Source organism: Rurimicrobium arvi, from assembly GCF_039540495.1.
GTDB lineage: Bacteria > Bacteroidota > Bacteroidia > Chitinophagales > Chitinophagaceae > Rurimicrobium > Rurimicrobium arvi.
The window spans coordinates 391,305-417,386 of record NZ_BAABEZ010000024.1; the positions used below are offsets into that span (position 1 = coordinate 391,305).

The 26,082-nt window shown below is 50.0% G+C and carries 21 protein-coding genes and 1 tRNA gene; 13 read left to right on the forward strand and 9 right to left on the reverse strand.

Features of this window, described 5'->3' with window-relative positions; genetic code table 11:
- The first annotated feature begins 46 nt into the window (after window positions 1-46).
- Genes ABD846_RS14245 through ABD846_RS14260 form a run of 4 tightly spaced genes read left to right on the forward strand, consistent with a single transcriptional unit; the run spans window position 47 to window position 4,082 of the window.
- The gene (locus ABD846_RS14245) at window positions 47-2,029 is read left to right on the forward strand and encodes a putative porin (RefSeq protein WP_344828481.1); all 1,983 of its coding nucleotides are present in this window, start codon (window positions 47-49) and stop codon (window positions 2,027-2,029) included.
- A gap of 10 nt (window positions 2,030-2,039) precedes the next feature.
- Entirely contained in the window at window positions 2,040-2,456 is a 417-nt protein-coding gene (gene ruvX, locus ABD846_RS14250; protein ID WP_344828484.1) for a Holliday junction resolvase RuvX, read from the forward strand.
- Window positions 2,457-2,497: 41 nt separating this feature from the next.
- Window positions 2,498-3,079, forward strand: coding sequence for a peptide deformylase (def, locus tag ABD846_RS14255; protein ID WP_344828487.1), 582 nt, complete (start codon window positions 2,498-2,500; stop codon window positions 3,077-3,079).
- A 52-nt stretch (window positions 3,080-3,131) separates the two neighbouring features.
- Window positions 3,132-4,082: a cytochrome-c peroxidase gene (locus ABD846_RS14260; RefSeq protein ID WP_344828490.1), complete on the forward strand. Its 951-nt coding sequence runs from the start codon at window positions 3,132-3,134 to the stop codon at window positions 4,080-4,082.
- Between the two features lie 4 nt (window positions 4,083-4,086).
- On the opposite strand, the gene ABD846_RS14265 is transcribed toward ABD846_RS14260, so the two are convergent.
- Together ABD846_RS14265 and ABD846_RS14270 are read right to left on the reverse strand one after the other, a co-directional pair.
- On the reverse strand, window positions 4,087-5,181 hold the full coding sequence (locus tag ABD846_RS14265) for an AI-2E family transporter (RefSeq protein WP_344828492.1): 1,095 nt from the start codon (window positions 5,179-5,181) through the stop codon (window positions 4,087-4,089).
- Between the two features lie 224 nt (window positions 5,182-5,405).
- Entirely contained in the window at window positions 5,406-5,792 is a 387-nt protein-coding gene (locus tag ABD846_RS14270; RefSeq protein ID WP_344828495.1) for a helix-turn-helix transcriptional regulator, read from the reverse strand.
- A gap of 704 nt (window positions 5,793-6,496) precedes the next feature.
- Here ABD846_RS14270 and ABD846_RS14275 point away from each other — a divergent pair.
- From ABD846_RS14275 to ABD846_RS14285, 3 genes are all read left to right on the forward strand, one after another.
- Entirely contained in the window at window positions 6,497-9,820 is a 3,324-nt protein-coding gene (locus tag ABD846_RS14275; protein WP_344828498.1) for a PAS domain S-box protein, read from the forward strand.
- 442 nt (window positions 9,821-10,262) lie between these two features.
- Window positions 10,263-10,760 carry a T9SS type A sorting domain-containing protein gene (locus ABD846_RS14280; RefSeq protein ID WP_344828501.1) on the forward strand — a complete coding sequence of 166 codons (498 nt, stop codon included), beginning with the start codon at window positions 10,263-10,265 and terminating at the stop codon, window positions 10,758-10,760.
- A gap of 39 nt (window positions 10,761-10,799) precedes the next feature.
- Window positions 10,800-12,389: a hypothetical protein gene (locus ABD846_RS14285; protein WP_344828504.1), complete on the forward strand. Its 1,590-nt coding sequence runs from the start codon at window positions 10,800-10,802 to the stop codon at window positions 12,387-12,389.
- A gap of 119 nt (window positions 12,390-12,508) precedes the next feature.
- On the opposite strand, the gene ABD846_RS14290 is transcribed toward ABD846_RS14285, so the two are convergent.
- The 3 genes from ABD846_RS14290 to ABD846_RS14300 all read right to left on the reverse strand — a co-directional run bounded on the left by ABD846_RS14290 (window position 12,509) and on the right by ABD846_RS14300 (window position 14,322).
- On the reverse strand, window positions 12,509-13,393 hold the full coding sequence (locus ABD846_RS14290) for an arabinofuranosidase catalytic domain-containing protein (RefSeq protein ID WP_344828507.1): 885 nt from the start codon (window positions 13,391-13,393) through the stop codon (window positions 12,509-12,511).
- Between the two features lie 126 nt (window positions 13,394-13,519).
- Complete coding sequence (locus ABD846_RS14295) at window positions 13,520-14,026, reverse strand: GNAT family N-acetyltransferase (protein ID WP_344828510.1); 507 nt, start codon at window positions 14,024-14,026, stop codon at window positions 13,520-13,522.
- Window positions 14,027-14,250: 224 nt separating this feature from the next.
- Window positions 14,251-14,322 (reverse strand) — tRNA-Met (locus ABD846_RS14300).
- A 57-nt stretch (window positions 14,323-14,379) separates the two neighbouring features.
- On the opposite strand from ABD846_RS14300, the gene era reads away from it, so the two are divergent.
- From era to ABD846_RS14320, 4 genes are read left to right on the forward strand one after another with little or no spacing between them, the layout of a single operon-like run.
- On the forward strand, window positions 14,380-15,300 hold the full coding sequence (gene era, locus ABD846_RS14305) for a GTPase Era (RefSeq protein WP_344828513.1): 921 nt from the start codon (window positions 14,380-14,382) through the stop codon (window positions 15,298-15,300).
- Window positions 15,287-16,174: a 1-aminocyclopropane-1-carboxylate deaminase/D-cysteine desulfhydrase gene (locus tag ABD846_RS14310; RefSeq protein WP_344828516.1), complete on the forward strand. Its 888-nt coding sequence runs from the start codon at window positions 15,287-15,289 to the stop codon at window positions 16,172-16,174. The genes era and ABD846_RS14310 overlap by 14 nt, the downstream gene beginning before the upstream one ends.
- A 55-nt stretch (window positions 16,175-16,229) precedes the next feature.
- Window positions 16,230-18,473: a penicillin-binding protein 1A gene (locus tag ABD846_RS14315; protein WP_344828519.1), complete on the forward strand. Its 2,244-nt coding sequence runs from the start codon at window positions 16,230-16,232 to the stop codon at window positions 18,471-18,473.
- A 55-nt stretch (window positions 18,474-18,528) separates the two neighbouring features.
- Window positions 18,529-19,746, forward strand: coding sequence for an HD domain-containing protein (locus ABD846_RS14320; RefSeq protein WP_344828522.1), 1,218 nt, complete (start codon window positions 18,529-18,531; stop codon window positions 19,744-19,746).
- Here the strand turns inward: ABD846_RS14320 and ABD846_RS14325 are convergent.
- A complete protein-coding gene (locus ABD846_RS14325; RefSeq protein WP_344828525.1) occupies window positions 19,743-20,525 on the reverse strand; it encodes an amidohydrolase in 783 nt (260 codons plus the stop codon). The two genes, ABD846_RS14320 and ABD846_RS14325, sit on opposite strands and share 4 nt — an antisense overlap.
- Window positions 20,526-20,561: 36 nt before the next feature.
- Here ABD846_RS14325 and ABD846_RS14330 point away from each other — a divergent pair, with 36 nt between their 5' ends.
- Complete coding sequence (locus tag ABD846_RS14330) at window positions 20,562-22,253, forward strand: helix-hairpin-helix domain-containing protein (protein ID WP_344828528.1); 1,692 nt, start codon at window positions 20,562-20,564, stop codon at window positions 22,251-22,253.
- Window positions 22,250-23,248: a tryptophan--tRNA ligase gene (gene trpS, locus ABD846_RS14335; protein WP_344828531.1), complete on the forward strand. Its 999-nt coding sequence runs from the start codon at window positions 22,250-22,252 to the stop codon at window positions 23,246-23,248. The genes ABD846_RS14330 and trpS overlap by 4 nt, the downstream gene beginning before the upstream one ends.
- 2 nt (window positions 23,249-23,250) lie before the next feature.
- On the opposite strand, the gene nth is transcribed toward trpS, so the two are convergent.
- The 3 genes from nth to ABD846_RS14350 all read right to left on the reverse strand — a co-directional run bounded on the left by nth (window position 23,251) and on the right by ABD846_RS14350 (window position 25,979).
- Window positions 23,251-23,892 (reverse strand): endonuclease III, encoded by a 642-nt coding sequence (gene nth, locus ABD846_RS14340; protein ID WP_344828535.1) that lies wholly within the window; start codon window positions 23,890-23,892, stop codon window positions 23,251-23,253.
- The gene (gene msrB, locus ABD846_RS14345) at window positions 23,889-24,440 is read right to left on the reverse strand and encodes a peptide-methionine (R)-S-oxide reductase MsrB (protein ID WP_344828538.1); all 552 of its coding nucleotides are present in this window, start codon (window positions 24,438-24,440) and stop codon (window positions 23,889-23,891) included. The genes nth and msrB overlap by 4 nt, the downstream gene beginning before the upstream one ends.
- Window positions 24,441-24,551: 111 nt before the next feature.
- The gene (locus tag ABD846_RS14350; RefSeq protein ID WP_344828541.1) at window positions 24,552-25,979 is read right to left on the reverse strand and encodes an L-serine ammonia-lyase; all 1,428 of its coding nucleotides are present in this window, start codon (window positions 25,977-25,979) and stop codon (window positions 24,552-24,554) included.
- Window positions 25,980-26,082 lie beyond the last annotated feature (103 nt).

Sequence of the window (26,082 nt, forward strand, 5' to 3'; positions counted from 1 at the left end):
CAAGTATTTGTATAATTAAGAATCAAAAAATTACCTTTGCTGCCGCGTGAGAAAACATTCCGGCTTCCTGATCCTGTTGTGCTGCTTCCTTCTGGGGAACGCTGCCGACCTGCATGCCCAATTTTCATCTTTCAGTTCGGGTACGGCATCCGGAACTCCGCGCGACACCTCCAGAAACAAGACCAACAACAGCGACTGGGACGAGACGGATGCAGTGATGTACCGCACGCGCGTATTTTCGGAGCGGCGCAATTACCGCGATACCACGCTGCATACGCTGCACCGCGCACCGTTCAGTCAGCCCTGGTACCGCGATCTCGGCAACCAGGGTAGTCCTGCCATGAACCTGATGTTCACGCCCTCGAATCCCGTGGGGTTGTCGCTGGGCTATCATACGTTCGACAATATGCGCTGGCTGAGCGACAGCGCCTGGTATTACAATACCACACGTCCGTATACCAACTTTACCTATCATATCGGCAGCAAGCAGGAACAGTTTGCCGAGATATTGCATACTCAGAATATAAAGCCGTACTGGAATGTGGCGTTTGCTTACCGCAAGCCATCATCTCCGGGCTATTACTACTGGCAGCGCAACAGCAGCGATAATATTGCTGCCACCACCAATTATACAGCACCGGGACTGCGCTACAAATTGTACGCTGCAATCGTTTACAACCGCGAAGTGCACGATGAGAACGGCGGCATTGCCTCGGATTCTTTCCTGACCAACCCGCAATATTCCGACCGGAAGGCGATTCCGGTAAACTTCTACACGAGCAATTTCACCAGCCAGACCCGCTCGCCGGTGCAGATGCGCCTGCGCGATGTAACGGTAAGTCTGGACCATGCATACTCCTGGGGTCGCCGGGATACTACCTACAGCGACGATTCCACTTCCTATACCATAAAGTTGAATACCCGCTTCCGTATCTCCCACCATATGGAGATAGGGAGCCAGCGCTACCGGTATAAAGACCTTCGTCCCGACAGCCTGCGCTACGATCCCGTTTTTGCTGCACGCTTCGGCACAAACGACTCCGTGTACACGCAACAGGAATGGTTTTATGCAGACAACCGCTTCCTGCTGAACGGATTCTTCGGTAAAGGAGACCGGCCCTGGGTGTTTTCCGCAGGTGCGGGCAACCGTATCGATCAGTTTAAAACAGAATACCTGAATGGTACGCAGGGCGATAATAATGTAAGCAATTACCTTACCGGCGTACTGCGTAAAGAGGCCATTGCACAGGGACAGTGGGATATTTCGGCACAGGCGAAGGCCTACCTTACGGGACCGGCCACGGGCAATCTTCTGCTGGACGGTCGTGTGTCCAAAGACATGGACCGTTTCGGGCGTATTACGATCGGGGCGGCGCAGCAGCTGAACAATGCACCGTACACATACACTGTCTACCAGAATCAATACTGGCAGCGCAGCGCAACTTTTTCGAAGGAAAGCACCACGCAGCTGTTTGCGATGTATGACCTCTCTCGCTGGAACCTGAGTATCGGTGCGCGGAATTACCTGCTGAACAATTACCTCTATTTCGATGCGGAACAACGCCCCTCACAATACGGATCTGCATTTTCTTTGTCGCAGTTCTGGGGACGGAAAATATTCAGGGTGGGGCACTGGGTGCTGGATAACGAATTGCTGTACCAGATCGTGCCGGCTTCGGCACCTGTAAACGTGCCTTCTTTCATGGGGCGTCACCAGTTGTCGCTGGAGACCTTTATTTTTAAAGGAAAGCTGCAGATTGCCACGGGCGTGGAAGTGCGTTACCACAGCAGCTATTACGCGGCATTCTATTCGCCTTTCTTCAACCAGTTTTATTACCAGAACAGTTACCGCGTGAGCAACGGGCCGGACGGCTCCGTATTCTTCAACTTCAAGATAAAGCGTTTCCGTGCGTTCCTGATGATGGACCATGTTCCGCAGTTCTTCAATAAGAATATCATCATCACGCGCGGCTATACGGCCCAGGATGCGATGATACGTTTCGGGTTTCAATGGATCATGATCAATTAATCAGTTTGGTTTGGGCAGGATAGTATGTATCGATTACGGAAAAAAGCGCTGCGGTATCGCGGTGACAGACCCCCTGCGCATCATTGCGAGTGGCCTCACTACCGTAGAAACCGACAGCCTGATCTGGTACCTGAAAGGATATTTCAAACAGGAGGTGGTGGACCTGGTACTGGTAGGTTACCCGCTCGCGTTGGACGGGAGTCCCACAGATGCCACACCTGCGGTGGAGAAGTTTATACGTAATTTCCGTAAAGTGTTCCCCGATATGACTCTGGAGCAGATAGACGAGCAATACAGTTCTGCGCTCGCATCGCGTGCCTTGTCGGAGTCGGGCATGAAAAAGAAAGACCGTGAGCGCAAGGGCGCTATCGATGAAATGGCGGCTACGCTGCTGTTACAGGAATATTTAGGGCATTCCGGCTACTGATATTTACGTAACTTCGCGGTCTTTAACAGTTCCAATAAATTATGATTCTTCCGATTGTAGCATACGGACACCCGGTTCTGCGGGTACAATGTCCTGATATAGACGCTTCTTTTCCCGACCTGCAAAAACTTATTGCCGATATGTGGGAAACCATGTACCGCAGTAACGGAGTAGGGATTGCTGCGCCTCAGGTAAACCATGCGATCCGTCTGTTTGTGGTGGATACTGAGCAGATTGTGGAGGGTTTTGATGAAGAAGACAAGCGCGAATATCCTAATGAAAAGGGCATCAAGCGCGTATTTATCAATGCGCATAAAATTGAGGAATCCGGAATTCCCTGGGCTTATAATGAAGGATGCCTGAGCATACCTAAAGTGCGTGAAGACATCAAGCGCGGGGAGGTAGTGCGTCTGCGTTATATGGACGAAAATTTCCAGGAACATGAAGAATCTTTTGATGGTATCACGGCACGTGTGATCCTCCATGAATATGACCATATCGAGGGTAAGCTGTTTATCGACCATCTGCCTCCGCTGAAACGCCGTCTGCTGAAGAAAAAGCTCGACGACATTACTTCCGGCAAGGTGCGCATGGACTATAAAATGCTGTACCCGAAAAAATAACAGAGAAGCAGTTCCGTCGGGACTGCTTTTTATATATCAGGGTGTTTGTGCTATGAAAAGAAATCTGCTCTACGGTGTTGTGCTGGCATCGCTGCTGCTTGGGCTCGCTTCGGCGGGGACTAAAGAGCCGCCAATGTCTCCGGCCGCACGACTGGGCAAACTTCTTTTCTTTGACCCGATCCTTTCCGAAGACAGCTCTGTGAGCTGCGCATCCTGCCATAAACCGGAATTTGCTTTTGCGGATACTGCCGTGGTGAGCACGGGAGTGCATGGTCGTAAGGGCACACGTAATGCCCCCTCTGCAATGAATGTAAGCGCACGGGAATCGCTTTTCTGGGACGGGCGCGCTGCTACCTTGGAAGAACAGGCGCTGGGTCCCATTGCAAATCCCGTGGAGATGAACCTGCCCGTTGCAGAAGCGGTGAAACGGCTGAAGCGCAATCCGCGCTACCGCAGCCTGTTCCTGAGTACATTCAGGCGTATGCCCGATGCGCGCGGACTCGCAACGGCACTGGCATCTTTTGAACGTACGCTGGAAACATCGAACACGCCGAACGACCGGTGGCTGAATGAGGAGCCGGGGGGACTTACCGAACAGCAGATACGCGGACGGGATTTGTTCCGGGAGAAGGCCCGTTGTTTTGAATGCCATTTTTCACCGGATTTCACGGGTGATGAGTTCCGCAGTATCGGCTTGTTCAATGGCCGCCAGTACGCGGATTCGGGGCGCTTCGGCATTACGCACGACAGCAGTGACCTGGGTAAAATGCGGGTGCCGGGCCTGCGCAATGTGGCCATGACTGCGCCGTATATGCACGACGGAAGTTTTAAAACATTGCGTGAAGTGATCGACTATTACGACGATCCCATGAAAGTATTACCGGATGGGCGTAACAGGGATTCGCTGCTGCGCGAACCCCTGCATCTGAGCGAGCAGGAGAAACAGGACCTGGAGTCGTTTCTGCATGCGCTCACGGATGACCGTTTCCGTAAAGCACAATAAGCGCTTACTCTTTTTTATCCTTATCTTTTTCTTCATCGCCATCGCCACCGTTCCGCTGTGTGATGGGCTCCACATGCAGCGCCGGGTTCACAAATTCGTTGATGTAAATTTCTACGAGCAGCAGGAACAGGGAGATCAGCAGCGGACCAAAGATCAGTCCCAGGAAGCCGAACATATTGAGTCCCACGATCACACCAAATACCGTGATGATCGGGTGGATATTACCGATGCGGCGTTGCAGGATCATACGGAATACGTTGTCGGAGCAACCGATCACAATAAGTCCCCAGATCACCTGACCGATTGCATTGCCGGTATCGCCTGATGCGAAACTGAGGATTGCGATAGGCACCCATGCCGCCATAGTGCCCACGAACGGGATGAAAGAGCAGATACCGGTAACAATACCCCAGAGCAACGGGTCTGGCGCCTTGAATATCCAGTATCCGATGCCCGCAATAATACCCTGGATAATACCCATAATCGGCAGGCCCACTGCGTTGCTCATTACGGATTCCTTCACTTCGTGGATCACTTTCTGACGGTTCTCCGGCTGGAAGGGAAGGTTCTTTTGCAGCCAGCGTTCGATGGCACCCGCATTGATGAGCATAAACCACAGCAGGAAGTACATCACTACGAGATTCACGAGTGTATTGGCGGTGGAACTGAGCACGGTAGGTATAAAGTTGGTGATGCCGGTTGTTACCTTACCCATATTTGCATCGGAGAGCAGGTCCAGCTTCACATGCTGTATCAGGTAAGTCTGCATTTTCACGAACGTATTTTTGATGATCTCCGGATGCTGTATAAACGGAGTGATCTTATCGGCGAGGATATACGCGATCCATGCAAAAGGCAACACAATCACGATAAAGGAAAGTGTCATCAGCATCGTGGCTGCCACCCATTTTTTCCATCCCTTTTCAAATACCAGTTTGATCATAGACCGGCGCAGAATCATATACAGCGCCATGGCGCCGAGGAACGCGCTGAGCATAAACGACATCTGCAGGTAAAGCAGTATGCCTAAAGTGGTAACGGCGATCAGGAAGAGTACCTGACGAACTTTATTTGCCGGAATTTTTTGAGAGAAGTCCATAAGCGGGAACAGTTAATGGTTTTGATAATGGTGTTGCCGCGACAAATCTATAAAACCGTTCCCGGTTTTGAGAGTGAAGCGCTTATATAATTCGCGTCCTTCTTTACATCATTTGCTGCTGCGTATGCAAAGTGCAGCTTCATCAATTAATACAGACAAAAAAAGCAATGCCCTGCAAAGAGGGTATTGCTGACAAAAAAGAATTCTAATGATTTAAGCTAATATCAATGCGCCTGCTTCGAGTTGGCGAGCTCATCTTTCAGACGGATGATTTCGCGCAGCAAAGTGGCTTTTTCCTCATTGCATTGTGTGAGCTGTCGGTCCTTTTCCTGGTACATATCGAACAGCATTTGTGAGCCCTGCGTTTTGAAGAAAGGAGCCGGTTCGGTTACCATCCCGTCGTGCGCTTCCAGCTGAAAATTAGAGAAGTCGATATCCGGGAAATGTTTCTTCAGTTTGTCGTAGGTGTCCAGTGTCATCTGGGCTTTACCCAATTCCATGCTGGAAATAAGGTTGCCGGAGACACCTATCATGTCGCCCAGTACGCTTTGTGTGAGTCTGAGACTTTTTCTGAACGATTTCAGATCGAAATTTTTCATTGATTTCAGCATAATTCGAATAAAAGTTTTGAATTCAAAAGAATTCGGTGTATTTTTGCAATGAAGCATCTATAGTTTCTTACATCCGTCGAAAAGGGCTAAAAAAAGAGTCGCTAAAGGGAACAATGCTCCCAAGCAACCCAATAAATGCCATTGCCGGCGGGGGAATCTGAGTTCTGGCCGGATCTCCTGATTCCTGTATTATGTAAGCATGCTTTTCATCTCGCAATAGCCGTCAGCAATTGATGGCTATTGTTGTTGCTTTCATTTGCTGCGCAAGATAAGGTAAAATAAGAACAATTGCAATATTTAGCGGCCTTGTTATAATTAGATTAAGATTTTGAATTTCAATAAGAATGCGGAGCAATACTTCCTTTACGCTTTGAAAGCCGCGCTGACGTGCAATGTTAGCCTCTATAGGCGCCTGATACTTTTATCATTGGTCTGTGGCTTACGGCTTTAGCCGCTTGCACCGGTAAGGTCAAACTGCTGTTTTTCCCTGCTTCAATTTTATCCTGCAGTTGTAAAAAATGACGCTGCGCTACTGCTTATTATCCGGGCATTTAAGCTGTACGGATAGTGTATGGCAACTGTATCGGGAAGTGGCATATTGCTGTTGCAGCATTCGCTGAAAATCCTGCGAAATAATCATTATAATATTTCTTTTATAGAGAATTGTTTATTATCTTGTAGATAGGAACCCGAATGTTGATGCTATGAATGCAATTTTATCGCAAAGCAGCCAACTGGCGGCCCTTTGTGAACACCTGACCGACCTTGCCATTTGCTTTATAGATGAAAATGGCATCATTACCGATTGGAATACCGGAGCAGCGCGCTTGTATCAATTACCGGAAAGTGCTGCAATAGGGTACAACGCCGGTATATTATTTGATGCTGCTCCGCTGGCAGAAGGCCTGCATGCTGCGCTGCGGGACGGGCGCTACGAATCGGAATGGGATCTGCGTAACAGTAAGACAAACGATCGCAGCGTATCGGTAGATATCCGTCCGGTGCATGAATCGGGGAGGCTCGCCGGCTACACGCTGATGGCCCAAAGCTCGTTTTACGAAAAGAAAATGGGCGAACAGTTTGTCCGGGAAATTACGCCGTCAACCGGCAATGGTTTGTTCGAGCAGCTTGTGGAACACAGCTACTCCGGTATCAGCCTTTTTAATGCTGAATTCAGTATGATTTACCGGAGCCCGTCTGCCGCGCGCATAACGGGCTTTCAGGATAATGAGCGGGTAGACGCCTCTGTAAATGACATGATCCATCCGGCAGACAGGATGCGTATAAAGTCTTTACTGGAAGAGCTGATACAGTTACCCGGTGCATCCCGCACATGCCAGTTCCGATCGCGGCATGCCGACGGTCATTTCATGTATCTGGAATGTGTGTTTACCAACTGGCTGTATGAGCCGGGCATCAGGGCTGTGGTGCTCAATTTCCGCGACATCAGTGATGCAAAGTCGTCTGAAGAGCATCTGACGCAAATGGTCCAGGAGCTTTCTGCCTATAAATATGCGTTGGATGAAGCCGCAATTGTTGCCGTTACCGACCAGCAGGGGCGTATCATTCACGTGAATGACTATTTCTGCCGTATATCCGGTTATAGCCGCGAAGAGCTGCTTGGGCGCGATCACCGTATCGTAAATTCGGGTTATCATCAGAAATCCTATATCCGGAATCTCTGGCGTACCATTGCGTCCGGCCAGATATGGCGTGGAGAGCTTTGCAATAAATCTAAAGACGGGCGGACCTATTGGGTCGCCACCACCATTGTACCATTCCTGAATGAATACGGAAAACCTTATCAGTATATGGCTATCCGCTTCGATGTTACTTCGGCGAAAGAGGCGGATGCTGAATTGCATCAGAAGAGCGAGCAGATCAGTAGTCTGCTGGAAGGCGTCAGCGATGGGTTCCTTGCTTTGAATGATCAGCTTTATTATACTTATGTAAACCCTACCATTTGCCGTATGGTGGGTATGGAGGCGGAGGAAATGCTCGGTAAATATATCTGGGATTTGTTTCCGCAGGCTGTTGGCTCGCCTACCTATCTCGCTATTGAAAAAGCGCGGCAGGAGCGCGTTCCTGTGGTGGTGGAGGAAGACTATTATGCGCCCCTGAATCTCTGGCAGGAAAGCCGTGTCTACCCCGTCTCAAACGGGTTGTCGGTATTTATTACGGACATATCCGTGCGCAAACGCAACGAACGTGAGGCTGGTTGGCTTGCCGACCTCAGCCGTATTTTCGACAAGCAGGAAAAGCTCACTCCGTCGCTTGTCAGGGCGGCCCGGCACATGCAGCAATTTTCGGGAGCAGGCCTTACAGAAATATGGATGAACAGTTCTGAGCAGGGGCAATTATACCTTTCTGCAACAGCTGCCGCAAACGACCTCATACGTGAGGCTTTTGTACCGGATAATGTCCCGCAGATGACCATTGGAAAGGGCCTGGCAGGACTTGTATCCCAGCAGGGAATTGTGCTTAGCTGGAATGATCTCGCCGGTCATCCGGATTTCTTACGTAAAAACGCGGCTGAGCAGTCCGGACTTACTTACGGGCTGGGTATACCACTGCGCAGCGGCGGCGAAATACTTGGTGCACTGATACTGCTGTTCGGTACGGATGCGCGCGAAACGTTTTCTGAAGATTTTGCGCTGAAGTGCGGCGAACACCTCGGTGCTGAGATAGCACGCAAACAATTGAAGCGCGAATTGCAGCAGATATTTGAATCGGTGCCGGACATAATCTGTACGGTTGGTAATGATCGCAGATTCAAGCGCGTGAATCAGGCGATGTGCGAGCTGCTCGGCTACAGTGAGTCTGAACTCACAGGCAAAAGCATTGATGAACTGATCTATTCCGAAGATGTAAACGAAAGCAAGGAGAGGACCCGGTTTTTCCGGGAAGCAGGTTTGCGGACTATTTATTTTGAGAACCGGTATGTTGCAAAGTCCGGGAAAGTCGTTCACCTGGCCTGGAGCGTGCGTAAATCTGTTGAGAAGGGAGTACTCTTTTGTGTTGCTAAAGACATTACGGAAAAGAAAGAGCTGGAAGGTCTGCTGCAGAAAGCCAGTGAGCTTGCACGTATCGGCAGTTGGGAGCTGCATCCGCAGACGGGATTGGTGTACTGGTCGCCACTTACGAAAGAATTACTGGAGGTGGGTGAAGATTATCAGATGGATTGGGAGAAGGCAGATCTGTTTTGCCCCCCGCAGGCGTTGGAACATGTTAATGCAGCAATAGAAGACGTGATCAGGGGCGGACCTGCTTTCGATATTGAGATCAATGTGATAACGGGCGAAGGGCACAGCCGTTGGGTGCGAATATTGGGGGAAGGGGAATTTCACCAGGGATTGTGCATGCGGGTATATGGAAGTGTGCAGGATGTCACATTGAGGAAGGAATCGGAGCTCAGGCTGCAGGAGCAGGCCGAGCAGCTTACCATATCCGGAAAGCGGTACAGTGAATTGTTCCATATGAGTCCGCTGCCCATGTGGGTGTTCGATCTCGAAACCCTGGCATTTATGGATGTGAATCAGGCCGCCGTACTTCATTACGGGTATACACGCGAAGAATTTTTGTCGATGACGATCCGCGATATACGACCTGCTGAGGAATTACCCAAACTTGCGAAGGTATTGGGTAATGCCACCCGCAGCGAACATATGTATCGTTCGGAAGTGTTTACCCATATCAAAAAGAACGGAGAGAGAATAGAGGTGCAGATTACGAGCAGTGCACTGCAATACCAGGAGCGTCCTGCAAGGCTTGCACTGATGTCCGATATAACAGAACGCAACCGCTACCAGGAGGAAATAGAAGCACAAAATGAAAGGCTGAGAGGCATTGCCTGGCAGCACTCTCATGTGGTCCGCGCACCTTTGTCGCGTTTGATGGGGTTGGTGGATCTGCTCAAAAGCGATGTTTTATCTGAAAAAGAACGCGCGGAAATCCTCGGCTATATCCGCTATTCTGCCGACGAACTGGACCAGGTGATCCGCGAGATCACGCAGCAGGCAGTTGCCTGACCACTTTGCCATCAAGAGGTAGCCGTGGCCGCATAGCCTGAAAATTATATTCCATAATTACGGTGACGCAAGCCATTTCCCCCGGAAATGGCTTGTGCGTTGATAGCTGCAGGAAACTTACAAATCCTGAGGAAGATGTGAGTGGCAGCATCACATTATTTGCCGGACTTTTCTGTTCCGCAGAAGCAAAGCCACAAAGGGGCCTGTTACCCGTTACCTGAAAAAAGGCAATCACTCATCCAATCGTTCTTAACCCTTCCTGTTGGTTATCAGGTGTAACGGTCTTTCGGATCGTATGCATGCTCTTTGCTGCAGTGAGGAGCTTGCCGGAGATTTTACGGTTGATTTATCCTGCCGTGTGCGCGTATCTGAGCACCTGATTATGCGATTGTTGCACAACAGAAACCCTTCTAATTTCGATTCCAGATTAAAATCCGAGTTTATGAAAAAACAACTATGCACACTCGCCGCACTGTTGTGCAGCGGTCTGGTTTTCGCGCAGAGCATGGACAGACAAGTGATGGGCAGCAGCGGCGGTAGTTTCACCGGTTCGTCAATGTCGGTCGATTATACGGTAGGGGAGGCGGTAACGAATACGGGTGTCGCCGGCACATTCACGCTGAGTCAGGGTTTTCAGCAAGTCGGGGACAACAGTTCTTCGGTGCGTGAGCAACTGATCAATGCCAGCTATCGTTTGTTTCCCAATCCGGCAAATGACAGGATCACCTTGTCGGTGAACGCTGATGCCAGTTTCAGTCTGACTGTTTCGCTGGTCAGTGCAACGGGTCGGCGTATCTTTTCCGATGAGCAGCCGCAGATGGTGCAGCACCAGTATACACGCAGCATTCCCCTGACTGACCTTCCCTCCGGTATCTATTTCCTCAATCTTGGTAATGCTGAAGGCCGTCTGCTGCAAAGTATCCGCTTCGTAAAGCAATAACGTTTCCCCTCCATCTTCAACAATTCAAAATCGTATTTTATGAAAAAAGTAATACTCTCTTTATTTGCCGTTGCTGCAATGATCACCGCAGCTAAAGCACAGGCTCCGCAGGCTATCAATTACCAGGCGGCAGTACGCAATGCTTCCGGGGCTCCGCTCAGTTCTTCGCTGGTGCAGGTGCGCTTTACCATACACGACCTTACCGCTACGGGCACTACCGTATTTCAGGAAACCAATACGGTGACCACCACGGCACAGGGCATTATGAATACAGCCATCGGTACAGGAACTGCAGTGACTGGCACGCTCGCCGGTGTGGATTGGAGCAGTGGTGCGAAATTCCTCGAGGTGGAGATCAATGCAGGTTCCGGGTACACCAGCATCGGCAGTCAGCAGATGGTAAGTGTTCCGTATGCACTGTATGCCGGAAATGGCTACTGGATGAAAAACGGCGTGAACATCTACAACGGCAATATGCCTGACAACGTGGGTATCAATGTGACCAGTCCGCAGGCAGATCTGCATGTGAAGGGTAGCTCTGAAATCATGCGTATTGAGTCTAACCTGAAAGGCTGGCAATCGTTTTACAACAAAACAAATTACCTCGGATACATCGGTATGTGGACCGATACAGCAGACCTTGATTTCGGAACTTCCGGTCTGGGAAAGAATGTGAACCTTGTTACAAACGCCACACCCAAGCTTACAATCGTTAATTCCGGGGAAGTAGGCATCGGGACGACCACTCCGATCAGCAGCACGAAACTGCATGTAAGCGGCACCGGTTCAAGTGGCGGTGTGGCTCCTTATTACAATACGGCGATCATCGGGACGCTCAGTGCCAGTTCGGGAGGCACCTCGGCCGGGGTGTACGGAGAGGGTACCTGGCGCGGTGTTTTCGGGCGCAACAAAGGGTCTGTGACGCGCTCCACTGCTTTGGGCGTATATGGTCTGGTGGACAGTGCGACAAACTATTCCCAGGCTTATGGTGTGATGGGTGAAGTATCGGCTACCGGTACAACCGGATGCACCAACTATGGTATATATGGCTCGGCAAAAAGCGGAACATCCAACTACAGCGTTTACGGTGTGAGCCCCGGAAGCGGATCTTCGGACTATGCAGGTTATTTCAACGGTAAAATTTACGCGGTAAGTGCCAGTTCTTCAATAAAGGCATTTGCAATTGACCATCCGCTGGATCCGCAAAATAAATACCTGCTGCATTCATCCGTGGAAAGCAACGACATGATGAATCTGTACAACGGCAATGTGACGACCTCCGCGAGCGGTGATGCCACTATTACACTGCCTGACTATTTCGCAGCGCTGAACAAAGACTTCAAATACCAGCTGACCTGTATCGGTACGTTTGCGCAGGCAATCGTATCGGAAGAAATCAGCGGCAATACGTTTAAGATCAAAACAGATAAGCCGAATGTAAAAGTAAGCTGGCAGGTGAGCGGTGTACGTCAGGATGCTGCAGCCAACTATTACCGCATCGTCAATGAGGTAGAGAAACCAGCTGCGGAGAAAGGATTTTATCTTGTTCCGGAAGCTTATGGAAAAGGGCCGGAGATGAATGCCTCTTTCCGGAAGCAAGCCAATACTCCGGTAAATGGCACGAAATAATCGTTCATTCTAAGCAGTAAATAAAAAGCCCCGGGATCGTTTGATTCCGGGGTCTTTTTTTAATTCTTTCTTCGGTAATTGAAAAGAGCGTGCGGTGTTTTGCGCCGCTGAACCGTTTTCTAAGGCAGGGAATAATAGGCTTTCTGATCAAGATACATGGTGGTCCTTTCCCCGGCTGCAAGCGGAGTGGGAAATACAATCAGTTCCGATACCGGATCGCCTCCGAACATTCCCCTTGAAAGAAAAGTGGAGCTTAAGGAAAACGTAGAGGCGGTTCGTACCGAACCGGTGTATGAATATAAGTTGTGCAAAGCGCTCGTGTAGGTGTAAGTGGAAATATTGTTGATGTACAGACCACCTGTATTCCAGAAATCGTCCCCATTGAAGTCTCCATAGGTGTAGGCCGTCGAGGACGAAGAGCGGATCGAAAAGTCATAATCCGCCGGAACACTCACGAGGTATTGCATGGTGGTAGAGGATGTGCTGGACGATGCTCTCCTTACAGCGTTGAAGGATTGGATATCCATCGCCGGTGCATACATCTCATCACTGACATCCTGGAAAGTAATAGTCGGTAGTGAATTCACGCGGTCTATCACTCCCGAATTGCTGGCGATCCGCGGCTGGTTCGCGCGTGTCGTTTGCGTGAGGTGTTTTCCGTTCCCGCTTTGATCGTACCAGGTATCAATATAGGCGCCGTTAGTGGTGCCTATAAATGTCTTGATCGCGCTGGTGTCCAGATCGCCGGTACTGGTAAAGCCGATATCCAGGGTGGTGGTACCGGTAGTGGTGGTGCCTCTCCTGATCTTTATTGCTTTGCCGGTATAGTTACAGTTTAGTTTACGCAGGCTATACGCTCCGGACGCGCTGGTACCGATCTGCGCCAGTATCAGCGGACATTTGTTCAAAGCCCAGAACATCTGCTGCGGGCCCTGCCCGAACGAGTTATTTTTGAATACGACGCTAGCCGTAAACAGAATAAGTAAAACCGGCGAATGCTTCATCAGGACTTGATCTATAATGTGAAGATATTGGATTTCAGTGTTTTTTACAAATGAGGTTCATTGTGAGTGCTTGCAGTGGAACCTTGAGCGGTTTACGATCTTTTTACCCCGGCTATGTAAAGCCTTCTACTCGTCGTTAATAAGCGTCAATGAATACACATGTAAAACCTGCGCTCCGTCCTGTAATTTGTTTTCGTATTTAAGTCCGAGCCGTTCAATAAGTCTGATCGATTTGAAATTGTCCGGCAGGGTTATGGCTGTTACTCTACTGACTTGTTGTTCCTTTACCATTTCTTCCAGATATCTTTTAGTTGCTTCAAGTGCGTAACCTTTTTTGTCGAATTGTGGCAGCATTGCAAAACCAATGTCCGGAAACTGCCGCTGATCCCGATACAGAAATGTTATAATACCGACTGGCTGATGAGTGGCTTTAAGCTCGAAAACACTGTAAAAAAATTTATTGTTGCCGAGAATGTTCTGGATATACCTTTCCGCTTCTTTGTCGTTTGTTACTTTCCTGTCCCCAATGAACTGCAGCCAGCCCTCACTGTTTAACAGTTCCAGAATAAAGCCCTTGTCGGTGATTTTTAATGGTCTTATCAGGAGTCTTTCTGTTTCGATGTGTTTATGCATAGGGGTAAGTGTTTGGTCGTCCTTAATATAACTGAACGAGCCGGGTTATTGCGGAAGACAGCGATCGGTCTCGGAAGACGAATGTTGAACCCCGCAATGCACCATCCTGCACTTTTCAGTCTCACTTTTGCGGGGATAGTATAACCTGGGCCTTATAACTGCAGCAATATCACACTTCTGAAGCAATAAAAAAGCCACTTTCGTATGAAAGTGGCTTTCGGAAGTAGCGAGGTCAGGGATCGAACCTGAGACCTTCGGGTTATGAGCCCGACGAGCTACCGCTGCTCTACCTCGCGATGAGGTTGCAAATGTAGGGCGATTATATTTCCCCACAAAATCTATTTTGATTTTTTTTGAAAAAGATTTCCGGAGCAGGCTACCTTTGCGCCATGTCGACACCTCACAAAGCCGGATTCGTCAATATCTTCGGCGCTCCCAATGCCGGGAAATCCACCTTGCTGAATGCGCTGCTCGGAGAATACCTGGTTATTACCTCCCCTAAAGTTCAGACAACACGCCACCGTATCCTGGGTATTCTTACCGAACCGGGCTACCAGATCGTGTTCTCAGACACCCCGGGTATCATTGAACCGAAGTATGCTTTGCACCGGAAAATGATGATGCAGGTGAAAAGCGCGCTGGAAGATGCGGATGTGGCAGTGCTGATGCACGACATAACCCAACCCATGGAGGAAATTGAACATATCGACGCCGAGCTGAAGCTGAAAGTGCCGGTTGTGCTCCTGCTCAATAAAGCAGACCTGATCAAGGACACCGCAGAATTGCAGCGTATTAAGGACGCCTTTCAGCAGCGTTTCCCTAACTACCTGGTGGAAACGATTTCGGCTGCGGGCAAAAAGAACCTTGAAAAAATAATTCCTTTTATCCTGGAGCATCTGCCCGAAGCGCCGCCTTTCTATCCTGAAGACAGCATGAGCGACCGTTCCACCCGTTTCTTTGTGAGCGAACTCATCCGCGAACAGATCTATCACCTGTTCAAAGAAGAAATTCCATACCACGCTGCGGTGCTGATCCGTTCATATGAAGAGAAAACAACGCTGGATGTGATCAAAGCGGATATTATCGTGACGCGCGAGACACAAAAGGTAATCCTGATCGGTAAAGGCGGCACACTTATCAAAAAACTGGGTATCGAAGCCCGCAAAAAGATCGAAGAGTTTGTGGGCCGTAAGGTCCATCTTGAGCTGTTTGTGAAGGTGCGCCCTAAATGGCGTGATACCGACACGTATCTGTCCGAGTATGGCTATAATTAAGCCGGTAGACGAATCCCTTATCCGTATCGATGCGTTACCGGCCTTTGATCCGGTGCATCGCGTAGCGGTTTCCATGCTGCGGCTGGACCGCATGCATCCGTTTATATCCGGAAATAAATGGTATAAGCTTTCCCTGAACCTGCAGACTGCACTGGATGCCGGCTATCGTCGCCTGCTGACTTTCGGTGGCGCGTATTCCAATCACCTGATTGCCGCCGCCGCCGCTGCACAGACAAATGATCTTCAGATAACAGGGGTGGTTCGCGGTGCGGAATTTGCCCATCGGCTGAACCCGGTATTGCAGGCCTGCGCGGATATGGGCATGCAGTTGGCATTCGTTTCGCGCGAAGAATATGATCTCAGGGAAAAATCGGCTGCAGTCACCAACTTGCTGCATAACACTTACCTGATTCCCGAAGGCGGCGCAAACGAGGCGGGCCGGAAAGGGGCAGGGCAGATTGCCTCACTTATCCCCGGCAGCTTTTCGCATATTTGTGTCAGCGTGGGGTCGGGCACTACCTTTGAGGGCCTGCGTAATGCCTTGCCTGCATCTCAGCGGTTGATGGGCTATGTGCCGATCAAAGGAGGCCGGTACCTGGAAACATCGGTCAGATCCCATTTAGATGCTCCGGACAGGGATAACTGGCAGCTCAGCGATGCCTGGGCTATGGGCGGCTTCGGTAAATGCCCGCCGGAACTGAACGCGTGGATGCAGTCTTTTAATGATCAGTACGGCATAGAACTGGACCGTGTGTACACTGCCAAAATGATGTTCGGACTTCAGGCAGAACTCACGCAGGGTGCTTTCCCCGTGAATGCCCGTATCTTATGCATTCACACCGGAGGCCTGACCGGGAACGTGTCAAACATTTGATGCTCATTCCTCTGCAATTAGTTACATTTGCTTCCGTATCTTCCTTGAATAGTGTATGAAGTCGTCTGTTAGAATTTTATGGCGGGTGTTCCTGTATGGCCTGGCGGGATTTTTCCTGATCATTGCATTGCTCTGGTTTGGTCTGATCGGTGATATGCCTTCTATCAGCGAGATCGAAAATCCGTCCAGTGCGCTTTCCTCAGAGGTGCTCGCAGCCGACGGAACCGTGCTGGGACGTTATTTCCTGCAGGACCGATCCAACTGTAAATACAAGGAGATTTCCCCTAATGTATTCAATGCGCTGATTGCCACTGAAGACGAACGTTTTGAAGATCACTCGGGTGTGGACGGCGTCGCGATTCTGCGCGCAGTGTTCCTGCTCGGTAAAAAGGGCGGCGGATCAACCATTACGCAACAGCTCGCGAAAAACCTGTTCCCGCGCCGCAATCCGAACATCTTTACGATGCCTTTCATTAAACTGAAAGAATGGGTGCTGGCCGTAAAACTGGAAAAGAACCTTACCAAGAATGAGATCATTACACTTTATCTGAACACAGTTCCGTTTGGTGATAATGTGTATGGTATCAAAAATGCGTCTTACACCTTTTTCAATGTTCCTCCCGATAAGCTCAGCCTCGACCAGGCTGCGGTACTGATCGGTATGCTGAAAGGCAATACGCTGTACAACCCGCGTCGCAATCCCCAACGCTCGCTCGAACGCCGCAACGTGGTATTGAGCCAGATGGAAAAATATAACAAGATCACTTCTGAGGAAGCCGCGGCCAATAAAGCCAAACCCATCAAACTCGATTACCATAAGCAGGATTACCACGAGGGTATTGCTCCTTATTTCCGCCAGGTGCTGGAGCAGGAGGTGAAAAAGATCTGTAAAGACCTGAAGAAAGAAGATGGCAGCGAATACAATATCTATAAGGACGGTCTGAAGATCTACACCACGATCAACGTAACGATGCAGTTGTATGCTGAAGAAGCCGTGGCGCAGCATATGAAAGAACTGCAATCCCTGTTTGTGTCGCAGCCGCGTTACCGCGACGGAAGCATCTTTAAAAATCACATGGACGATGTGAACCGTGCGCTCAAATATTCGGACCGTTACCAGGCGCTGAAGGAGAAAGGAATGAAGGACGCAGAGATCATGTCTGAGCTCCGGAAGCCGGTTTCTATGAAAGTATTTACCTGGCAGAATGCCAAACACCTGAAGGATACCACGATGAGTCCGCTCGACTCTGTGAAGTACATGAAATTGTTCATGCAGGCTGGTTTCATGGCTATGGATCCCTATACCGGCGAGGTGCGTGCCTGGGTGGGAGGCATCAACCACGATTTCTTCCAGTTCGACCACGTGAACACCAATACCCGCCGTCAGGTAGGTTCTACGATCAAACCGCTGCTGTATTGCCTGGCGATCGACAATGGATTTTCACCCTGCAGCAATATTCCCACAACACCTGTATCGTTCCCGGAAAAAGCGAATTATGATGCGGGCGGTTCTGAGTATGGCTCTTTGCCTATGCGCACGGCGCTGGCTAAATCCGTCAACAACGCCGCTTTGTTCCTGATCAAACAGGTAGGGCAGAACGCATTTATCGATTTCATCCGCAAATGCGGAATCAATGCCGAAATTCCGAGCGTGCCGTCTATCGCACTGGGGGTTCCGGACATTTCGCTGTACGAGATGATGCGTGCGTACACGATGTTCCCGACCGGAGGGATCAATACGCAACCGGTATTTATTACCAAGATCGAAGATAAAAACGGAAACCTGCTGAAGTCGTTTGTTGCTGAGCAGAAGGAAGTGATCAACCAGAATACGGCGTTTAAAATGGTGCGCCTGATGCAGGGCGTGATCAATGCCGGTACAGGTATGCGTATGCGCCGGTATGGTATCTACAGCGAGATCGGCGGTAAAACGGGTACAACAAACAGTCAGGCCGATGCCTGGTTTATCGGTTATACGCCACAGATACTGGCTGGTGTATGGGTTGGTTGTGACGACCGTTACCTGCGCTTCGGATCCGAAAGGCTGGGGCAGGGTGCTGCGGCTGCATTGCCGATCTGGGCTTATTTTATGAAGCGTTGTTATAATGACAAGACGCTGAACGTAAAAGCAGATGCGAAATTTGAAGCCCCTCCGAATTTTGACGATTGCGGTGGGACCTACGACGAGACCAGTCAGGAACGTGCAGGACTCAACAACGATTACCAGGGAGCCGATGCCGAAGGAGAACAGGAGGAAATCCCCGATCCGAACGGAGCTCCGCAACAGGAGGACTGGTAGTACTTAATAAATAATTTTTTCCCTGCCCGCATTGCGGGCAGGTGTGTTTTTCGAAATGAGTAAAATAATCAACGACCCGGTACACGGATTTTTAAGTTTCCCCGAAAAGGAAGTATTGACAATTGTAAATCATCCGTGGTTCCAGCGTTTACGCAATATCATGCAAATGGGGGTAGCCCATTTTGTCTATCCGGGTGCCGTACATACCCGCTTCCTGCACTCACTTGGTGCCTGCCACCTGATGGGTAAAGCTCTGGAAGAACTACAGGAGAAAGGATTCGGTATCACCACGCAGGATTCAACCGATGCCCGGCTTGCGATCCTGTTGCACGATATCGGGCATGGACCTTTCTCTCATGCTCTGGAGCATTCACTGCTGGAAGGGATCGGCCATGAGCAGGTGTCTTCCGTGATTATTGACCGCATCAACCAACAACATAATGGTATGCTGGACGGTGCGATGAAGATATTCGGTTCGCAGCATCCGAAGCGCTTTCTGCATCAGCTGGTATCCAGTCAGCTGGATGTGGACCGGCTCGATTACCTGAGTCGCGACAGCTTTTATTCCGGGGTGTCGGAAGGTGTGATCGGCTACGACCGTATCCTGAAAATGCTTACGATTCGCAACAATGAGCTTGCGGTAGAGGAGAAAGGGATATACTCCGTAGAGAAATTTATTATAGCCCGTCATATTATGTACTGGCAGGTATATCTCCATAAAACCGTGCTGGGAGCAGAATTGCTGCTGGTGAATATCCTACGTCGCGCGAAAGAATTGTCCATGCGCGGTGTTCAGTTGCCTGCCACACCTGCACTTTCTTACTTTCTGAACAACACGATCAGTCTGGAACAATTGAAGCAGGATCCGGGCGTAATCGATCGTTTCTGCCGCCTGGACGACTCGGATATCGTTACAGCGATCAAGACCTGGATGGACGCAGAAGATCCGGTGCTGGCCCGCCTGTGCTATATGCATCGCAATCGCAGCCTGTATAAAGTGGTGCTGGACCATGAGCGAGAAGACGAATTGTACGATCAAAAACTGGCGGTTGCACGCAGGGAAATCGGTTGTACCGAAGAGGAATTACACTATTTTGTTTTTCGCGGAACCACCTCCAACAGTACTTACAATGCGGTCGACTCCCGCATCATGATTGCGATGAAGGATGGTTCATTACGCAATATTGCGGAGATGAAAGATTCGCTGGTGAATGAGCATATTGCCCATAAGGTAACCAAACGCTATCTCTGCTTCTGGCAGCCGAAATCTTAAAGCAGGCTGAAGCGATCCATATCTTTCAGGAAGGGTAATTGCGCGCGTGTGTCTGCAATGACGGAATGCTGCAGGGTATATTGTACTATGCATTCATCCGCATGATCTGCTTTGGCCAGCAGTTCTCCCAGCGGACCGTAAATGCTGCTGTTGCCGATGTAGCGGTGACCTTTTCCGTCTGTTCCCACACGGTTGACCCCGATCACAATGCTCTGGTTTTCGATTGCCCGTGCTTTCAGCAGTGTTTCCCATGCTTCGTTTCGGCGTTCGGGCCAGTTAGCGATATAAAGCAATACATCATATCCGTCCGTATTGCGCGCCCATACAGGGAAGCGCAGGTCGTAACAGATCATCGGGCAGATCTTCCAGCCGTTCACCTGCACGATCAGCCGTTTTGTTCCCGGACTGAAATCGACATCTTCACCGGCGTAAGAGAACAGGTGTCGTTTGTCGTAGCAATAACGGCTTCCATTGGGTAGTGCCCATATCAGGCGATTGTGGTATTGTCCGCCATCCCGGATGATCATGCTTCCGGTAATGATAATTCTGTAACGGTGCGCACAGTCCTGCATCCAGCGAACACCGGGTCCGTCCATTTCCTCTGCCAGCTCCGGAGCATTCATACTGAACCCGGTTGTGAAGGTTTCCGGTAAGATTGCAATATGGGATTTGCCCGAGAGGGCGGCAATCTTTTCTTCAAGACGGCGTAGGTTGGTTTCCGGCGCCTCCCATGCCAGATCGGACTGTATCAGGGAAACTTTTAAATCGGCAGGACTCATGTGTTCAAAGATAGGCTATTGGATTATTTTTGCCTTATGACGAATGCCGACATTGCCGAATTTTTTACGATGCTATCGCGCCTGATGGATCTTCACGGAGAAGACGCTTTCAAGGCGAAATCCTACAGTATCGCTGCATACCATATAGAACAGCTGGAGCACGATCTGAGCACCATGACGGATAGCGACATCCGCGACAGTAAGGGTATTGGCGCGTCTACGGCTGCCAAGATCCGCGAAATACTGGATACAGGTGCGCTTACCCAGCTTACGGAGATCATCAATCGCACCCCGACAGGCGTATTGGATATCATGCAGATCAAAGGCCTGGGTCCTAAAAAAGTGCGCACGATCTGGAAAGAGATGGGCATAGAAAGCGTGGGCGAACTGGAATATGCGTGTAACGAAAACAGGCTTGCCGCATTCAAAGGTTTCGGACAAAAAACGCAGGAGGCTGTATTGCAGAACATCAGCTTCCTCAGGGCCAACCAGGGATTCCAGCTGTGGGCCAGCGTTGAAAAGACAGCAGAAGCCTGGGTGCAGAAGCTGCGCGTATCTTTTCCGCGCAGCCGTTTTGAATTGTGCGGTGCTATTCCGCGCCAGCTGGAAGTGGTGTCGCAGATAGAGATCCTGACCGATCTGCCGGAGCATACATTGCCGCAGATATGGGCTAAAGCTCCGGGAATCAGCATGGTGCCGGATGCGGAATACCATACATTGCTGGTTTCTTTTGGTGATGGCATCAACGTACTGTTCCGCTTTGTCACGCCCGAAAAGCTATACCATGAACTATTCCGCCATAATGCGGAACCGTCCTTCCTTCATGCGTTTGAAGAGCGCTTCCCGATACCGGAGCAATTGGCGGCAGAAGCCGATGTTTTCACCGCACACCAATTGCAGTTTATTCCTGCTCCCATGCGCGAATCTGCTTCTGTGCTGGATCTTGCGGTACAGCACGCCTTGCCTGAATGCGTTACGGAAAAGGATATCCGCGGACTTATTCACTGCCACTCCCGCTGGAGCGACGGACAGGAAACAATCGAGACGATGGCTCAGCATGCGATCGGAAAGGGATGGGAATATATGGTCATCACCGATCACTCACAGTCGGCATACTATGCAGGCGGACTGAAGCCGGCCGATGTTGCAGCGCAGCACCAGGAGGTAGATGCACTGAATGCCGGGCTTGACGGGCGTTTCCGTATCTATAAAAGTATTGAGTCGGACATACTCAACGACGGTAGCCTCGATTATGAGCCTGCCGTATTGCAGACTTTCGACCTGGTGATCGCATCGATACACAGTAACCTCAAGATGAGTCCTGAAAAGGCAATGCAGCGCCTGCTTACCGCCATTCAGAATCCTTACACGAATATCATGGGGCATCTTACAGGCAGGCTTTTGCTGAGCCGGGAAGGATACCCTGTAGATCATAAAATGATCATTGATGCCTGCGCCGACCATGATGTGGCTATCGAGATCAATGCGCATCCGCGGAGGCTGGATCTCGACTGGCGTTGGGTGGGTTATGCGCTGGAACGCGGTGTGTTGTTATCGATCAACCCTGATGCCCATGCGCTCGCCGGATTCGATGATGTGTACTATGGCTGTAAAGTTGCGCAGAAAGCAGGGCTGACAAAAGAGCATAACCTGAGCAGTTTCGGTCGTGACCGGCTTGAAAAATTTATCGAAAGCCAGCATAGAAAACGTAATTTGCAGGCCCTATGAGTAAGCAAATTGTTGTGAGCGGGATCCGTTCTACCGGTTACCTGCATCTTGGAAATTATTTTGGTGCGATGCGTAATTACGTGAAAATGCAGGACGACTACAACTGCTTTTTTTTCGTGGCAGATTACCATTCTCTTACAACGCATCCCGACCCAAAAGATCTTAAAGCAAACGTTTTCCGTGTGGTGGCCGAGAATATCGCCGGCGGACTCGATCCGGAAAAAGTGGCTTTATATGCGCAGAGCGATATCCCGGAAATTCCGGAATTGTACCTGCTGCTGAATATGCTTGCCTATAAAGGCGAACTCGAGAAAGTTCCTACTTTTAAAGATAAGGTCCGGCTCAATCCCGATAATGTAAATGCCGGTCTGCTTACGTATCCGGTGCTGATGACCGCCGATATACTGATCCATAAAGCTTTGCTGGTGCCGGTGGGCAAAGACCAGGAACAGCATGTGGAAATGGCCCGCAACTTCGCGCAGCGCTTCAATCACCGGTATGGTGAGTTGTTCCCGGAACCGCATCCGTTCAACTTCGGAGACAACCTGATCAAGGTCCCCAGCCTGGACGGTAACGGTAAGATGAGCAAAAGCGAAAACCTGAATGCAACGATCTTCCTTTCGGACGACGACGATACGATCCGCAAAAAGATCATGAAAGCCAAGACAGACTCGGGTCCTACGGAAGCGAATTCCGAAATGCCGGAATATATTCAGAATGTGTTCCTGCTGCTGAAGCTTGTTTCTTCAACGGAAACCGTTGCGGCATTTACGGACGCGTACAATGGCTGCACGATCCGCTACGGAGACATGAAGAAGCAATTGGCTGAAGATATGATCCGTTTCATTGCACCGATCCGGGAAAAAGCACTGGGTCTGCAGCAGGACGAGGCTGCTATCCGTAAGATTCTGAAAGAAGGAGCGGAAAAGGCCCGTGAAAGCGCATCCCGAACCATCAGTGAAGCCCGCAAAGCGATCGGGATCAATTATTACTGAACTTAATCGTTCATCGTCTTATAATACTTACAAGCTTGTGTCAGCCCGCAAATCTCACATTTGGGTTTGCGGGCTACGCATGTGTAGCGACCATGCAATATGAGCCAGTGGTGCGTTATATGGATCTTTTCTTTAGGAATGCTTTTGATCAGCTGCTGTTCGGCCTGAAGTACCGTCTTCGCATTGGTGGTAAGTCCGATGCGCGCGGAAACACGGAATACATGTGTATCCACCGCCATATTCGGTTGCGCATCTATTACGGATGTAATCACATTCGCGGTCTTCCTTCCCACTCCGGGTAGCTGCACGAGTTCCTCCACCGTGTGCGGCACTTCGCCGCCGAAGCGCTCCATCAGCATTTGGGCCATACCGATCAGATGCTTCGTTTTGTTGTTCGGGTAGCTGATGCTTTTGATGATCGGGAAAAGTTCGTCAAAAGTAGCTTTGGCTAAAGCAGGAGCATCAGGATAGCGTGCAAAAATGAAAGGTGTGGTCATATTCACGCGCTTATCGGTACACTGAGCGGAAAGAATTACGGCAACCAGGAGTTGAAACGCGTTGTCATACAGCAGCTCGGTTTCTGCTTCGGGCATGTGGTGTTCAAACCAGTCTAAAACGAATTCGTAGCGTTGCTTTTTGGTCATTTTGCATTGGGGTCGTCCGGAACGAAATCCAGAACGGCACTGTTCATACAATACCGTTTGTGGGTGGGCGCCGGACCATCGTCAAAGATATGGCCCAGATGTGAATCGCAGCGGCTGCAAAGTACTTCCGTGCGGGTCATGCCATAAGAATAATCGTCTTCATACCGAACACTGTTGGGGCGCAGTGCTTCAAAGAAGCTGGGCCAGCCACAGGAGCTCGCAAACTTGCTGTCTGAGCGGAACAATGCATTGCCGCAAACAGCGCAATAGTAAGTGCCTTTGGTGTCGGTTTTATAATATTTGCCGGAGAAAGCGTATTCCGTGCCTTTTGCCCGGGCGATATCATAAACCTCTTTCGGAAGGATCTTTTTCCATTCTTCGTCCGATACATTCAGGTGTGTGGTATCTGTGCGGGAATAATAAGGATTGTTATTGTGCGTTCCGTTCATAGCTTTTGATGGTTTTGTCTGTGCATCGCTGCATTCGCTGAACGAAAGCAGGCTGATACAGCAGAGTAATACATAGCCGGTTTTTTGCAGGCGGTTCATATCCGTTTTATTTTCAGTGAAACAATACTTGGAGCTTGTATCCTGATTTACGAACTAATGTACGATCCGGTTCTGTCTTTACAGTACGGATGGTGCGCCCGGAAGGTGTTTTTAACACTCACTTAAGCTTATCGGAATATTCGTGGCGAGTCCGCCCTCCGCTGTTTCCTTGTATTTATGGTTCATATCCTGCGCAGTCTCCCACATCGTTTTCACAACTGCATCCAGCGATACACGTGCCTGGTCGGGATTACTCTGCAGGGCCAGCTGAGAAGCGGTGATCGCTTTGATAGACCCCATCGTATTCCGTTCAATGCAAGGCACCTGCACCAATCCGGCAATCGGATCGCAGGTGAGTCCGAGGTGATGCTCCATGGCGATCTCTGACGCCATCAGGCACTGCTTTACCGTTCCGCCCAATACCGCCGTAAGCCCCGCAGCCGCCATCGCAGAAGATACACCGATCTCTGCCTGGCATCCTCCCATCGCTGCAGAAATTGTCGCACCTTTTTTGAAGATGCTGCCCACTTCGGAGGCTGTTAGCAGGAATTGAAGAATCTTTTCCGTGTCGTATCCGTCGCAGAAAACGATCATGTATTGGAGTACGGCAGGGATCACACCTGCAGCACCATTGGTGGGTGCAGTCACTACGCGGCTGAATGCTGCGTTTTCCTCGTTTACGGCCAGCGCGAAACAGCTCACCCAGTCAAGCGTGTACTGAAATCCGCTGCCACCGCTGCGAATGGCCTGTATCCATTCGTCGTAATTATTGTAAGGCTTTCCTTGTATGAGCTTTTTATTGAGACTCGCAGCGCGGCGCATTACATGCAGGCCGCCCGGTAATTCTCCTCCGATATGGCAACCGCGATAGATACAATCCCGCATCGTCTCCCATATACGCAACACCCCTTCTTTTGTGGCCGACTCGCTTCTCCAGGCATTTTCATTTTCCATCACCACTTCGGCAATGCTGTTGCCGGTTTTGATGCACCAGTGCAGCAGATCTTTCGCATCCTCAATGGGGAAGGGCAGGTCATGGTTGAGATTGGAGCTGTTCGACTCTCCTTCTTTTACCACAAAACCGCCACCGATGGAATAATAGGTTTCAGCAATTTCGTTACCGTCTTCCAGCGTACAGAGAAACGTAAGCGCATTCGGATGGAACGGGAGGCTCTCCGTCATCAGGAATACCACCGATACAGCAGGATCAAACGCGATCTGCTTTTTACCGGCCAGGCTCATATGTTTTTCGTTACCGATCTGGCTGATGCGCGGTGTGATCTGGTTTACATCGAAAGTGACAGGATCTTCGCCGCAGAGTCCGAGGATAACGGCTATATCTGTTCCGTGGCCTTTGCCCGTCTTGGCGAGCGAGCCGTACAACAATACTTTTACGGATTGTACTTTGCTGATACCAAACTGACTGTCAATACTGTCCAGGAAGCGCAATGCGGCTCTCCAGGGGCCCAGTGTATGAGAACTGCTCGGTCCGATGCCGATCTTAAAAATGTCGAATACCGATATACTTTCTCTGCTCACGATTATTACAAAAAGCTTTGGGATAAGAGGATTTAACAACGCAAAATACAGCAAAGATTCTACCCGCAGCAACAGGCTGCTCAAATTTATTATTCCCGCAACA

Bases quoted from the DNA above. Each gene is read 5' to 3' on its own strand.
- def (WP_344828487.1), top strand. From the start codon at position 2,498: ATGATTCTTCCGATTGTAGCATACGGACACCCGGTTCTGCGGGTACAA.
- ABD846_RS14260 (WP_344828490.1), top strand. From the start codon at position 3,132: ATGAAAAGAAATCTGCTCTACGGTGTTGTGCTGGCATCGCTGCTGCTT.
- ABD846_RS14265 (WP_344828492.1), bottom strand. From the start codon at position 5,181: ATGGACTTCTCTCAAAAAATTCCGGCAAATAAAGTTCGTCAGGTACTC.
- ABD846_RS14270 (WP_344828495.1), bottom strand. From the start codon at position 5,792: ATGCTGAAATCAATGAAAAATTTCGATCTGAAATCGTTCAGAAAAAGT.
- ABD846_RS14275 (WP_344828498.1), top strand. From the start codon at position 6,497: ATGAATGCAATTTTATCGCAAAGCAGCCAACTGGCGGCCCTTTGTGAA.
- ABD846_RS14280 (WP_344828501.1), top strand. From the start codon at position 10,263: ATGAAAAAACAACTATGCACACTCGCCGCACTGTTGTGCAGCGGTCTG.
- ABD846_RS14285 (WP_344828504.1), top strand. From the start codon at position 10,800: ATGAAAAAAGTAATACTCTCTTTATTTGCCGTTGCTGCAATGATCACC.
- ABD846_RS14290 (WP_344828507.1), bottom strand. From the start codon at position 13,393: ATGAAGCATTCGCCGGTTTTACTTATTCTGTTTACGGCTAGCGTCGTA.
- ABD846_RS14295 (WP_344828510.1), bottom strand. From the start codon at position 14,026: ATGCATAAACACATCGAAACAGAAAGACTCCTGATAAGACCATTAAAA.
- ABD846_RS14310 (WP_344828516.1), top strand. From the start codon at position 15,287: ATGGCTATAATTAAGCCGGTAGACGAATCCCTTATCCGTATCGATGCG.
- ABD846_RS14315 (WP_344828519.1), top strand. From the start codon at position 16,230: ATGAAGTCGTCTGTTAGAATTTTATGGCGGGTGTTCCTGTATGGCCTG.
- ABD846_RS14320 (WP_344828522.1), top strand. From the start codon at position 18,529: ATGAGTAAAATAATCAACGACCCGGTACACGGATTTTTAAGTTTCCCC.
- ABD846_RS14325 (WP_344828525.1), bottom strand. From the start codon at position 20,525: ATGAGTCCTGCCGATTTAAAAGTTTCCCTGATACAGTCCGATCTGGCA.
- ABD846_RS14330 (WP_344828528.1), top strand. From the start codon at position 20,562: ATGACGAATGCCGACATTGCCGAATTTTTTACGATGCTATCGCGCCTG.
- trpS (WP_344828531.1), top strand. From the start codon at position 22,250: ATGAGTAAGCAAATTGTTGTGAGCGGGATCCGTTCTACCGGTTACCTG.
- nth (WP_344828535.1), bottom strand. From the start codon at position 23,892: ATGACCAAAAAGCAACGCTACGAATTCGTTTTAGACTGGTTTGAACAC.
- msrB (WP_344828538.1), bottom strand. From the start codon at position 24,440: ATGAACCGCCTGCAAAAAACCGGCTATGTATTACTCTGCTGTATCAGC.